The 13,314-nt window shown below is 64.3% G+C and carries 11 protein-coding genes and 1 riboswitch; of the genes, 5 read left to right on the forward strand and 6 right to left on the reverse strand.

What is annotated here, in order from left to right:
* Nucleotides 1–61 precede the first annotated feature (61 nt).
* Nucleotides 62–712 carry a hypothetical protein gene (locus IPK69_05460; GenBank protein QQS10067.1) on the forward strand — a complete coding sequence of 217 codons (651 nt, stop codon included), beginning with the start codon at nucleotides 62–64 and terminating at the stop codon, nucleotides 710–712.
* Here IPK69_05460 and IPK69_05465 read toward each other — a convergent pair.
* Nucleotides 709–1,947 (reverse strand): hypothetical protein, encoded by a 1,239-nt coding sequence (locus tag IPK69_05465; protein QQS10068.1) that lies wholly within the window; start codon nucleotides 1,945–1,947, stop codon nucleotides 709–711. The two genes, IPK69_05460 and IPK69_05465, sit on opposite strands and share 4 nt — an antisense overlap.
* Nucleotides 1,948–2,160: 213 nt before the next feature.
* Here IPK69_05465 and IPK69_05470 point away from each other — a divergent pair, with 213 nt between their 5' ends.
* Nucleotides 2,161–3,279: a class I fructose-bisphosphate aldolase gene (locus tag IPK69_05470; protein ID QQS10069.1), complete on the forward strand. Its 1,119-nt coding sequence runs from the start codon at nucleotides 2,161–2,163 to the stop codon at nucleotides 3,277–3,279.
* A 207-nt stretch (nucleotides 3,280–3,486) separates the two neighbouring features.
* Nucleotides 3,487–3,921, forward strand: a complete 435-nt coding sequence (locus tag IPK69_05475) for a hypothetical protein (GenBank protein QQS10070.1) — start codon at nucleotides 3,487–3,489, stop codon at nucleotides 3,919–3,921.
* An 18-nt stretch (nucleotides 3,922–3,939) separates the two neighbouring features.
* Here IPK69_05475 and IPK69_05480 read toward each other — a convergent pair whose 3' ends face one another.
* From IPK69_05480 to IPK69_05500, 5 genes are all read right to left on the reverse strand, one after another.
* Nucleotides 3,940–4,818 (reverse strand): prepilin-type N-terminal cleavage/methylation domain-containing protein, encoded by an 879-nt coding sequence (locus IPK69_05480; protein QQS10071.1) that lies wholly within the window; start codon nucleotides 4,816–4,818, stop codon nucleotides 3,940–3,942.
* Complete coding sequence (locus IPK69_05485; GenBank protein ID QQS10072.1) at nucleotides 4,815–6,416, reverse strand: PQQ-like beta-propeller repeat protein; 1,602 nt, start codon at nucleotides 6,414–6,416, stop codon at nucleotides 4,815–4,817. Before IPK69_05485 ends, IPK69_05480 begins: the two co-directional genes overlap by 4 nt.
* A 57-nt stretch (nucleotides 6,417–6,473) precedes the next feature.
* Complete coding sequence (locus IPK69_05490) at nucleotides 6,474–7,307, reverse strand: hypothetical protein (protein QQS10073.1); 834 nt, start codon at nucleotides 7,305–7,307, stop codon at nucleotides 6,474–6,476.
* A 225-nt stretch (nucleotides 7,308–7,532) separates the two neighbouring features.
* A riboswitch (cobalamin riboswitch) is annotated at nucleotides 7,533–7,809 on the reverse strand.
* A gap of 185 nt (nucleotides 7,810–7,994) precedes the next feature.
* Nucleotides 7,995–9,233 (reverse strand): hypothetical protein, encoded by a 1,239-nt coding sequence (locus tag IPK69_05495; protein ID QQS10074.1) that lies wholly within the window; start codon nucleotides 9,231–9,233, stop codon nucleotides 7,995–7,997.
* A 134-nt stretch (nucleotides 9,234–9,367) separates the two neighbouring features.
* Nucleotides 9,368–10,324 (reverse strand): PstS family phosphate ABC transporter substrate-binding protein, encoded by a 957-nt coding sequence (locus IPK69_05500; protein ID QQS10429.1) that lies wholly within the window; start codon nucleotides 10,322–10,324, stop codon nucleotides 9,368–9,370.
* A 276-nt stretch (nucleotides 10,325–10,600) separates the two neighbouring features.
* On the opposite strand from IPK69_05500, the gene IPK69_05505 reads away from it, so the two are divergent.
* Entirely contained in the window at nucleotides 10,601–12,961 is a 2,361-nt protein-coding gene (locus IPK69_05505) for a hypothetical protein (protein QQS10075.1), read from the forward strand.
* Between the two features lie 143 nt (nucleotides 12,962–13,104).
* On the forward strand, nucleotides 13,105–13,269 hold the full coding sequence (locus IPK69_05510; protein QQS10076.1) for a hypothetical protein: 165 nt from the start codon (nucleotides 13,105–13,107) through the stop codon (nucleotides 13,267–13,269).
* Nucleotides 13,270–13,314: the final 45 nt, after the last annotated feature.

Raw genomic sequence — 13,314 nt, forward strand, 5'->3', positions numbered from 1 at the left:
CGCATGAAGCCGATGGAAGCCCGAATCCGTCGGTCATACGGCTACACTGCCCAAGATTCACATGAACCGTGTCCACTCAAACCTGGCCGTGGTCGTTGCGAGTCTCGCGAGCATCAGCGGTTGCACCCACACGGGTCGCCGGATCGTGACGCCACCGATCGAACTTCACGCCATCCCCATCCAATGGGGCGTCGGCGGCAATCGCACAGACACGTTCGGCATCAGCGACACACAGTGGACGGCCATCGAACAGACCATGCGCGACGGTCACGAGTCCCCCGACGCCGAGCGACGAGCCATCGCCACAACCATCGCCATGATCGAGCAGATCGCGGGGAGGCAAACACCGACCAACGCCGACCGACGCCGTGGACACAATCAACTGGGTGATCCAGGTCAAATGGACTGCGTCGACGAGTCCTCCAACACCACGCGATATCTCGACCTGCTCGCCCAGCATGACCTGATCGTGCACCACGACGTGCTCGACCCTGTGTGGCGGGCCAAGATCCTCGTCTTCAACCCCCATCGCACGGCTGTCATCGAGGAACACGACACCAAAGAAAACTTCGTCATCGACTCGTGGATGTGGGACAACGGCATGCCACCCGCGGTGCAGCCGCTCTCCGTGTGGCGCCGATACATCGAGCCATCACCACCCGAGGCGCACGAAATTCCGAACGCCCCCGGATCGTCTTCCTTTGAGACCTAGAACGCGAGATTCGCGCCCAGGCGCAGGCCGAACGACGAGTAGTCGTCGCCATCATCCGCGGTCACGGCGAGTTCAAAGCCCGACCCGGCGTCGTTCTTGAACCCGATGCCGCCGGTGAACGTCAGCCAGTTGTCGACCGCGGCATCATCGATGAAATCGGAGTACGTGACGCCGGCGTAGGTGTACCACTCGACGCCCAGCCAGTACGTCACGCGTCCGCCATGCTTCATCATCGACTGGCTCACCCCCGGATCGATCTCGTAGTCGCCGAAGGAGAGTTTGTTCCCCTCATAGATCGCGTACTGGTTCGCCATGGAGAGCGTCAGCCGCTCCGTGGCGTGCCAGGCGAAGTAACTCGTCGCACCGAAGGAGTAGATGATGCCGCCCGCACCGATGTCCTCCGACGCCGACCCCGCGACCGACGCGTGGGGCGTGATCTGCCACGTGAACGGCACTTCGGGCGTCGGCAGGACCACCCGGATCGGCACGCCCAGCGCCATGCCAAAGTGGAAAACGTCCGCGTCCTCGACGCTGTTGTACCCGAGGAACGACGCGATCGAAACGCCAAGGGACTTCCCGAGATTCGCGTCGAACGACGTCGAGACCGTCGCCGAGTCGCCCTCGAAGTCCCCGGCCTCGTACTGGCTTCCCGAGACATCCATCCGCAACTGCGGCGTCGCGCGACGCATCGAGTCGTCGCCATCGGGAACGACAACCGACGTGAACTCGTTGTTGATGCCGAATCGCTGGAAGGTGAGTTCCGCCATTCGGGCCGTCGTCGCGTTCGGGTTGCCGTCCGAGACCGCGATCGGTGTCAGGGCGTTGACCGCCTTGAAGAACTCGGCGAGGTCGTCCGCCCCGTTCTGCTGGAGATAATCGCGGATCTGATCTTCGAGCGAGCGCGGATCGGTCCCCGTGTCAAACGTCCGCGTGATCGTCCCATCGGGCGTGATGAACGTCAGCGTCGCCTGCGTCTCGGCGGCGTTGCGCGTGATTGTCACTGCGTCCGCCACGCCGCCATAGTTCAAAGACAGGCTCACGTCGGTCCCCGTGAGCGCGGCGAACTGCGCCTCGTTGTTCACCGCGTTCGTCACGAGATCGACAAGGTTGTTCGCCCCGACCGGCGTGATCGGCGACCCATTGGATGTCCCCGAGATCACGAACAGATCCGCACCCAACGCAACAGGCGTGAGAGCGGCGGCAAACCCAAGAATGGCAAGACGATTCGAACGCATGCGAGACCTCCGTGGTTGGATCCGACGTTGTGGACTTCCTATCGGCCATCTTCCCGGACGCCTCAAGAGAACTCGGACCTTCCTTCACTCCCGTTTCTATACTCAGGCCCCTTCCCGGAGCATCCGCTCGAGGAGGCACGCATTCCAGATGGATCCCAAACACAACGATGGCGCAATCTTGGCGCCTCGACCCACACAAAAACGGAGAGACCCATGCCCGCAGCCCCCAGCATCAACATCCGCAGCACCCTCGCCGGCGACGCCGATCGCCTTTTGGGCCACGAGTCCAAAACCATCCGCAAGGGACAACTCCACCTCCCCGGGCCCGACTTTGTCGATCGCGTCCTCGCCGCCTCCGATCGACCCCTCCCCGTCCTCCGCAACTTCCAGACGATGATGAACACCGGACGCCTCGGCGGCACCGGCTACGTCTCCATCCTCCCCGTCGATCAGGGCGTGGAGCATTCCGCCGGCGCCTCGTTCGCGCCCAACCCCGAGTACTTCGACCCCGAGAACATCGTGAAACTCGCGATCGAGGGCGGGTGCAACGCCGTCGCCTCGACCTTCGGCGTCCTGGGCATGGTCGCCCGCAAGTACGCCCACAAGATCCCCTTCCTCGTGAAGTTCAACCACAACGAGATCCTCAGTTACCCCAACACCTTCGACCAGACGCTCTACGGCTCGATCCGCCAGTGCTACGAGATGGGCGCGCTCGCCGTCGGTGCCACGATCTACTTCGGCTCCGAGGAATCCCGCAGACAAATCGAGGAAGTCTCGGCGATGTTCGAGCAGGCCCACAGCCTCGGCATGGTCACCGTCCTCTGGTGCTACACGCGCAACAACGCCTTCAAGGTGAAGGGCGCCGATGGCAAGAGCGTGGACTACCACGCCTCCGCCGACCTCTCGGGCCAGGCCAATCACCTCGGCGCGACGATCCAGGCCGACATCATCAAGCAGAAACTCCCGACGAACAACGGCGGGTACGCCGCCCTCAACGCCGGGTCGTCGGCCTATGGAAAGTGGGACAAGCGCGTCTACACCAACCTCTGCGGCAGCGACGAGAACGGCCACGGCGGGCACCCCATCGACCTCTGCCGATACCAGGTCATCAACAACTACATGGGTCGCGTCCCCCTCATCAACTCCGGCGGCGAGAGCAAGGGCGCCTCGGACCTGCAGGAAGCCGTCGCCACCGCCGTCATCAACAAACGCGCCGGCGGCATGGGCCTGATCTCCGGGCGCAAGGCCTTCCAGAAGCCCATGAACGATGGCGTGAAACTCCTCCACGCCATCCAGGACGTCTACCTCGACCAGAGCGTGACGATCGCCTGATCGCCCGCCAACCCCCGTTTATCGGATTCGTTACGCGCGTTCTCGGGCGGGCACGCCCGCACAGCCCGCGCGAAAACGACGAGAACACAGGTTCGGACCTTGCACTCGCCCCGCCATCGCGCACAATCCCATTGGCCGCGAGATCGATCGCGGTCGGATTCGCACGTCCACTGGTTCACACATCCAAAGACTTGGGGGGAAGCACAGATGAAGATCTCTCGTCGCGCGCTCACGCTGGGCGTCGGCCTCGGCGCCTTGGCTCTGCTCGGAACCGCCGCCAACGCCGGCCCGTTCTCGATCTCGGGCTCACTCAGCCGTGCCCACAACAGAAACTCATCCCAGTTCTCCGGACTTCGCCCGAGCACCAAGCCCGTCGCTTCGTCGTCGGGCGGAAAGTTCCGCGTGCCCACGACGACTATGGCCGGCCGCGGCGTGCTTGGCTCCGGTTTCGACGCCTCCTACGGACGTTACTACAAGTCGCCCCCTTCGACACGCACCTTCAAGTCCTCGCTCTCCAACACGAGAACCTCCCAGTTCGCCAAGACACGCACCGATATTTCCCGGCGCATCAAGTCACCCGTCCACCTGCGCGGCCCGCAGAGCGTGGCGCGGAGTTCGAGCATTCGAACGTATAAAAAGTAAGAACGCCAGGGTCCGTGGTCAAGGCCCGCGCCACTCACGCCAATCGGGCACATACGCCGGATCATTCGCCGTTCCGATCGAGCCGATCGCCGAATCGCGATCGATGATCCAATCGGCCTGCGCCCGCGTCGGCCCCGCGCTCCCGTCGGCACGCACACCCAACGCCGAGCCCATAACGTCGCCGCGCGCACGCTGATGCCGGAATGAAGTCGTCGGCGAGGAGTTCACGCGCCATGAGGCCGACGCGCCCGACCCAAAGAACAACCTCGGCGGGTCAAGCAGCGCACAGTTCCGAGGCCTCGTTCCCACGCCAAGCCCACCAAGCATCGCGTCCGCAAAGACGAGCAACTCCCCCGGCCTCTGAATCTCGAACACACGCCGCCAAGGCCGAAACCCGATCGACTGCCCCCACCCCGGCGTCTTCGCGGGCGAGAGGTAATAACCGTTGTACCCATACGTGCTCGTCGGCTCGCGTGCCGGCCCCTGGGCGAGATACGTCCCCCACGCCTGCGCGGGGCACTCATACACCGACCTCGCACCGAGGCTCGAATCGAGGTACGCCGCAACAAACCCACGTGCGTGATCGACTCGACCCGTGACAACGCCGTGCGTCCCCCACCAGAAGACCTGCTCGTCGACGATGTCATCGGGATGCCAGTACGCCAGCGGCATGGCACGATCCGCAAAGTCCCCGGCGTACCCCTGCCACGCGATCCCAAACTGCCGCAGATTCGACGCGCACGCGATCGTGCGCGACGACTCGCGAGCCCCCCCGAGCGACGGCAGGAGCAACGACACGAGCAGCGCAATGATCGCGATCACCACCAGCACCTCGACGAGCGTGAACGCCCGCAAAGAAGCCGAAACTCGCTCGCCTCGCGCGTCCGCCACGCTCATGGCCTCCCCCGCACGAGCAACGCCCGCTCGCGATCACGCAACGCCCCAATCAATCTCGCGCGATCGTCGGCGTCGATCGTGCCGTTGCCGTCAAGATCCCGCCGCAGAGTGTTCGAATCCCACGCGCGGAGATCGTCGGTGTTCACCACGCCATCGCCCGAGAGATCCGCCGGCACGCCGAGGGGCGCAAACGCATGCAAGCCGCCGGCACCCGTCGAGTACGCCCACGCCCCGCCCTCAACGCTCACAACGCCCGGCCCATTTCCAGTCGCCGTCGCCACCTGCCGCACGAACAACGGATCGCCAGGCACGCGAGACAGATCGCACTCGAGCATCGCCTCGCTCGCCCCAACGCTGCTCGTCTCGTGATCCAGCACGCCCACCAGCATCCGACGATCGGCGAGCAACGCCGGCACCATCGTCCACCCACCAACGCGAAGATACTCGCCCTCATCGATCCGCACGTCGCCATCGAGATCGGTCCACGTCGCGGCGGCCGAGTCCCACACCATCGCCGCGCTCGTCCCCAGATCATCAAAGAGTTGCAGCGTCGGAATCGAGCCGAAGCCATCCAACCCGCCGGCAACGACCACGCGCCCGCCCTCGACATAGACCGGAACGCTCGCCGTCCGATTGCACCCCACGCTCCACGACATCACGCCCGTCAGCGCATCGAGTTTCACGAGATTCGCCGAGGTTCGCCCGCCCGTGAACGAGTACGACGCCGCCACCACGCTCCACGCCCCGCTCGAATCGCGTGCAACACCCACCCCACCGAAAAAACCTAGAGCCTGCGAGTTCTCGAACGTCCACACCGGCGTCGGCGTCGCCTCACTCCAGGCATCAACGCACACCACTCGCCCCGCCCCCACGCCAAAGTCCCCCGACGTCGCCACAACAACCCGCGTGCCCACGCCCGGAATGTGCACCACGCTCGGCGAATTCCCGCTCGTCCCGCCGAGTGTGAACGACCACACGATCTCGCCGGGCATGTGCGGATTCACACTCGTGTCGAACGCGTCCACGTTCACGCAATGCAGCGACCCGCCCGCGCCGAACGGGTCATAGTCCACGACAAAGACCCGATCGAGGGCACCAAGCGACGCCCCAACCGAGAACGTGCACGCCGGCGAGGCATTCACCACCGCGCGCGGCAGCACCGTCGTCCACGCGGTCGAGCCATCGCTCAGTCGAATCCCGCGAAGCGAACTCCCGCTCGCCACGATCGCCGTCTGGTGCTCCTCATCGATCGCCGGCGTCGAGAACGAGTCGAGCAGCGGCGCGTCAATCGGTGTCTGCCACACCAGTTCACCCGTGAACGCCCGCACACCAAACACGAAGTGCGCCGGCACGCCCCCAATGTCAACGGATCCCGTCGCCACCACGACACCAAACGACACCATCACGCCCGCCGAGGGCGTGAACGCGATCGGACGCCCGAGTTGATCACGCGTCACCGTCCACGCGAGTGACGTGAGATCGGGCGCAAGCCCGACACCTCGAGACTCTCGCGAACTCTCGCCGCCGAGATGCGTCCACGACCCGCCGGATTGCGCCAGCCCGCACGCCGCGAAGCCTCCCATCGCGCACAAGGCCACGCCCGCGCCACGTCGCGATCGTGCACACCGGCCATATTCCAAAGTGCCCATGCAGACCTACCTCGCGCCGCCGACACACAGGACTCCACTCGATCGCCCCGCCCCTGATGTCCCGCGACGGCGTCTCATCGTCCCAAAACCCAACAGCGTCGCAAACCCCACAACGCCAGGCCCAGGAACCGCCGATACGTCCGCCAGCGCATCGATCTCCACGTTCCCCGTAGCGCCCGCAGGCAGGGCAATGCGCACATACGAGATCGCCGAAAGCCCAGTCGACGCGAGATCGATCCCCACGCCCCCGCCCGAGCCGTTGTACCCCGCGACGATCTCCGCGAACGTCCTCCCTGCTGGGATGAACGCCGGATCCACCGGCCTCGTGAAGTCGCTCTCGTTCGACCCCGCCACGCTCTCATACGGCCCGGCAAGATCCACATACCCCAGCGTCGGAAACAACCCCTCCGAAGAGAGTCCCGTCACCAGTGTCCACGCCAACCCATCGACACTCACCTCAATCGTCGCGCTCACGTTCGAGCCAAACATTGCACCCGTCGGCGTGGTCATGCCCGGCGCCCCACCCGTGCTGAAACTCGCATCGATGAATCCCTGATTCCCGAAGACGAGCAGGTCGATCCCGAACGGGTTGGCCGGATCATCGACCACCGCCTCATCGAACGCGAGCGTCAGAAAACCCCCAGCGCCGATCGAATACACCTGGTCCGCGTTGTACGCCGGGTTGAACGGCGACACAGGCCCGGCAAACTCGCCAGCACCCGTTATCCGCGATGGACTCCCCAACGCGCTTCCAGGAACGTCATACCCCGGCGCGGCATCAACGCCCGCATCAAAGCCCACCACACGATCCGCCCATGGGTCGGCCGCGAACACGGACATCGACAAACCAAGCACGCCCCACGCGCACGCACACACTCGAACTGCCATGACAGACCTGACCGCCTCAACACAGAGGCCGCTCGCCCCGATTCGCGCGGGACGGCTCCGGGACAACGTCCGATGCGCCACGCGGAAAAAGGACTCGGGAGCCTCGGCACCGGAGCGGACGCCGACGTTCGCCGAGCGCCCCTGCCATGTCGCAACACGCGACCGGCCCGCGAGGGCACCACCAGCAACGTCCCAGGCAGGTCTTCCGGCTTAGGGATTCGTCCGACTCGCCTTCCCGAGAACCTCCAACCCGCGGCAAAGAACCGCGAGCATCTGGAGGTCCCAGTGGCCGCCGACGCTCGAAACGATTCGTTCCGAGCACCGGCACGAGTCGGACGTGTCACCCCATACGGCGGCGCGTCCGCGGTGGCTTCTCACCACGCTTCCCTTTTCACCCGCGCCCCGCCGCGACAAGTCGCAACGAGGACGAGAGACCTGGAACGCGACCAGCCTAGCACAACCGCGACCACGCTGTCAACACCCAGCGCAACGCCTCGCCCACAACTCGCCCATGATGCCCTCAATGCCAAAAAACGCCCGGCCCACAATGGGGCCGGGCGCCGTGCACAGTTCAATCAACACTCCGGGAGCACACCCCGCCTCCAGATGGCGGAACCCCCGAGAATCCGACGCGTGAGATCAGTACTTGAACTGGATCTGTCCGCGAAGCGCGAACTGACCGCCCTCGCTATCGGCGAGCAACGCCTGGTTCGACGACGTGCCTACCACCCCACCGGTGTTCGCCTGCTTATCCAGGAAGTAGATCAGATCGACCGTGAGTTTCGCCGCTTGGCTGCTGGGCGAGATGTAGTAGTTCACACCGCCGGTCAGCGTGCTGAAGTTGTCCACACCGCCCATGTCGTCGGGAATGATGATGTCGTAGCGGGCGAACGCCTCGACCTGGTCCGTCACGAAGATGTTGCCCTGCAAGAGCACGCCCATGTCGTCCGTCGAGGTCCCGCCATCGGGATCCGTCGACCGCCACGCAAACGCGGCGTGTGCCCCCCATCCATCGCTCTCCACGCGCGCGTCCGCCGTGATCGACGTGATCGTGCGATCGACCGTCGCGTTGGTGCTCCCGCCCGACTCATAGTGCGCCGCCAGGCCAGCCGCCCCGCCATACTCGCTCCCGCGCCACGACACAAAGTCGCCCAGACGCTTGAAGTCCGCCTTCCCCCAGCGATACTCGCCGCGTGCCGTCAACGCGAAGTCCGCCTCGCTCGCGCTGTCAAACGGCGTGTTCAGCGCCTTGCGGCCATCACTCAACGCCACCATGAAGCGGTACACGTCCTCGCTGAACTCGATCTGCAGGCCCTGCGACCGCTCCAGCGTGAACACCTGGTTGAAGACAGACCGCTCCATCGTCAGACCGGCCGACGAACTCACGAGTTCCTCGTGAAGGAATGGCAACTTGAACTGCCCATACTGGAGCGTCACGCCATTCTCGAGTTTCACCGTCCCGTACGCGTCCGCCAGCGACATCGAGCCGTCGGTCTTCACCTCAGGCTGGATCTTGTACCCGAATCGCGGATCGAAGTACGTTCCCGTGAAGTTCAACTCGATCTTCCGAAGGTGGAACCCCATCGTCGTCTCATCGTCCGACGGCGTCACGTTGTCCCGCCGATTCAACTGATACCGGAACTGCCACAACGACCCGAACTCAAACGTGTTCGGCCCACCGTCGGTGATAAAGTACTTGCCCTTGTACCCCGCGCCACCCACGTCATCGAGCAGACTCGACCGCGACGCCGCGTCGGCCAGGAGTTCATCGGCGTACGAACCCGACGCCGAACTCAGATCCACGCCGGCTTGTCCCATCGCCAACGAGGACACTCCAGCCGCGATGCCCGCAGCCAGCACGAACCACAGATTCTTCATAGAACGTCTCCTTGCATGACGGTCAAGATGTCGGTCGGCCTTGCTCGCCGACCGCTGTGTGATCCGGACATCGTGCCCGGAAAAAACGCCGCGAAGGCTTCCACCACCGCGGCATCTTCGATCGTACTCGCGAACTACTTCGACAGTCCCACCGTCTTCAGGTCCGCCTTCGCGACGCCCTCGGGAACGGGGAAGTAGCCGTCCTTCACCACGTCCTCCTGCCCCTGCTTCGAGTACATGAACCGGATGAACTCCGCCCGCAAAGGCTCGAGCGCTTTGGTCGGGTCGAAGTTCACGTACACATACAGGAACCGCGCCAAGGGATACTCGCCCGACAGAGCCGTCTCATACGCTGGCGTCACGCTCTTCTCGCCGTGCGTCGACACCTTCAGCATCTTCGTGTCCGCCGTCGCGTACCCGATCCCCGAGTAGCCCATGCCCAGCGTGTCCGTCCCGACCGCCTGCACCACCGCCGACGACCCCGGCTGCTCCTTCACCGTGCTCTTGTAGTCCTGCTTGCCCAGCGCGTGCTCCTTGAAATACTGGTACGTCCCCGACGCCGAGTTACGCCCGTACAGCACAACCTTCTGATCCTTGTACTTCGCATCTGTCACGCCCAACTCGCCCCACGTCATGTCGGGCCCGGCCACCGAGAACACCTTCTTCAGTTGGTCAAGGCTGATCTCGCTCAACGGATTGTCCTTGTTCACGAACACCGCCAGCGCGTCGATCCCCACACGCAACTTCGTCGGCTTGTACCCATACTTCTTCTCGAACTCGTCGATCTCCGACGACTTCATCTCCCGGCTCATCGGCCCGAACTGGCTCTGACCCTGGATCAACGCCGGAGGAGCCGTCGACGAACCCTTCCCCTCCACCTCGATCTTCACACCCGGGTAGAACTTCTGGAACGACTCGTTCCAGTGCGCCATCACGTTGTTCATCGTGTCCGAGCCGACGCTCTTGATCGTCCCGGCGACGCCCTGCGAGGCCTTGTACTCCGTCAGTTTCGCGTCAACTTTGACAGGCCCCGCCGCCACAAGCACCGCCGACGCGCCCGCCGCGATCACCCCCGCCACCAACCCACGCATCCATCGTTTCATCTGTTCGCTCCTGGACAAGATTGTGTCAATCCATCACGCGATCGATGGTACAAGTCGCCACCAAGAAGTCCTCTTGCTGCCCCGTCAAATGTCCATGAGGGTCTGGTTCAGATTGCGCAAAGACCCCAGAATGCCGCGCAAGGTCTTTGTTTGCAGGACACTGTATTTCGAACAGTTCATCCATAAGCCCCATTTCACTCTTCACCCATATCGGTGTATCCTCAAAAAACAGATATTCGCCTTGAGGGCAGAAGAGAGGTTCACATGAAACGGATTGTCCATGCGTTGCTCGGGTCCGCCGCGCTCCTTGCCGGCCTCACCCTCCCCACACTCGCCAACGCCCAGTGCACACCCACCTGGCTCAACGAGTTCCCCAGCGCCAGCCCCAACAACGTCGTCAACGACGCCATCACCCATGACGATGGAAACGGCAGCGCCCTCTTCGTCGCCGGAAACTTCACCGTCATCGGCGGCAAGACCATCCGCGGCCTCGCCAGGTACGACGGGCACGACTGGACCCAACTCTCCGTCGGGCTCAATGGCAACGTCTTCGACCTCGCCGTCTACAACGGCCAACTCTTCGCTGCCGGCCAGTTCACCCAGGCCTCGGGCCAGCCCACCATGGCCAACATCGTCCGATGGAACGGCACGAACTGGGCCCCCTTCGGCACAGGCACCGCCGCCGGTGCCAACAACGTCGTCAACTCCATGGTCAACTTCAACGGCAGCCTCTACGCCGCCGGGAGTTTCACCTCCATCGGCGGCACCGCCATCAGCCGCGTCGCACGCTGGGACGGCACCTCGTGGAACCCCGTCGGCGCCGGCTTCGACAACACCGTCACCACCCTCAAGGTCCTCAACCGCAACGGCACCCCCACCCTCTGGGCCGCAGGGAGTTTCCTGAACTCCGGCGCCACGCCCGTCGCCCGCGTCGCCACCTTCGATGGCACCAACTGGGTCCCCGTGGCCGACGGCTTCAACAACACCGTCAACGCCCTCGCCGAGTTCGACGGCTCCATCTACGCCGGCGGCACCTTCACCAACTCCGGCGTCATCGCCGCCAATCGCATCGCCCGATTCGACGGCACCTCCTGGAACGACGTCGCGGCGGGCGTCAACAACACCGTCAACGCCCTCGTTCCCTTCAACAACGGCCTCATCGTCGGTGGCGCCTTTACTCAGGCCGGGATCGTCGCCAACACCTCACGCTTCGTGCGATGGACCGGCACGGCCTGGCAAGCCCTTGAAACCCCCAACAGCACCATCACCTCCCTCGTTCCCTATTCCGAGGGAGCCACCAACTACCTCCTCGTCAGCGGCTTGTTCACATCCTTCGACTCCGTGACGGTCACTCGCCTCGTCCTCTGGAACACCGCCGGCTGGAAGCCCTTCGACCGTGGACTCCTCACCCCGCCGAGCGGACTTGCCTCCCACGACTTCGGGTCAGGCCCCGAACTCGTCGCCGTCGGCAACATGGACTTCGCCGATCGCACACCCGTCCAGAGCGTCGCACGATTCAATCCCAACACCCTCCAGTGGAACAACGTCCCCGGCTCCGACTTCAACAACAACGTCCTCACCGCCGCCTCCCTCGCCGGCAACCTCTACGTCGCCGGCCAGTTCACTCAAACCACAACAGCACCCGCACTCAATCGCATCGCCAAGTTCGACGGCACCACCTGGTCAGGACTCACCTCAGGATTCAACAACACCGTCAACAAACTCCTCGTCCACAACGGACAGCTCTACGCCTTCGGCACCTTTACCACCGCCGGCGGCGCCTCGGGCTTCAACCGCGCCGCCGTCTGGAACGGCACGACCTGGTCCTCCCTCGGCGGCGGGCTCAACAACGCCGTCCTCGACGCCACCGTCTACAACGGCGACATCGTCGTCTGCGGCACATTCACCCAGGCCGACGGCCAGCCCGCCCTCCGCATCGCCCGATGGGACGGCACCGCATGGTTCGCACTCGCCGAAGGACTCAACAACACCTGTTACTCTGTTGACGTCTACAACAACAACCTCTACGCCGGAGGAGACTTCACCACCGCCGGGCTCTTCTCCGTCTTCCGCTTTGCCAAATGGGACGGCACCCAGTGGACCCAGCCCACCGGAGGCGGCCCCAACAGCCGCATCACCGACTTCCAGGTCTTCGACGACGGCAACGGCGCCAAACTCTTCGCCGTCGGACTCTTCACCACCGTCGGAGCCGGATCATTCCCGAAGTTCGCCGCCTATGACGGCACGGCGTGGTCCGCCCCCTCCACCCTGCTCGCCGCGTCGGGCGAAGCCCCCGCCATTATGACCGTCGTCCCCCGAGGCAACACCAGCGATCTCTATATCGCCGGAACCTTCGACGCTATCGGAAGCGCCATCCCCTCCAAGAACATCGCCCGATACGAGAACTGCGCCTCGCTCTGCGTCGCCGACACCGACGACGGCAGCGGCACAGGAACCATCGACGGTGCCGTCACCATCGACGACCTCCTCTACTTCCTCACCCTCTTCCAGTCCGGCAACGCCAGCGCCGACGTCGACGACGGCAGCGGCACCGGCACCCACGACGGAGCCGTCACCATCGACGATCTCCTCTACTTCCTCGTCCGCTTCCAGGCCGGCTGCTGATCGGCACCACTCGATCGAAACAAGAGACACGGACTCGGGGGCCCGGACACGTACCGGGCCCCTTTTCATTGGAATGCTCAACCTCACACGAAGGACCGACATACCCAGATACACTGTCGAGTTCCCGATCAACGGAGACCGTCATGACAAAGATCACCTCCACACTGACGCTCAAGCGTGCCGCGATTCTCGCCGTCTCGCTCACCCTCCTCGCCCTGACCGCCTGCAACACCGTCAAGGGCGTCGGCAAGGACATCTCCGGCGCCGCCGAGGCCACCGAACGAGCCATCGACAAGGCCACCGACTGACCTCGGCAAGTCTCTGACGCTCACGGGTACCCCCTCGCTCCGCGA

This window comes from Phycisphaerales bacterium, assembly GCA_016699835.1.
Lineage (GTDB): Bacteria > Planctomycetota > Phycisphaerae > Phycisphaerales > UBA1924.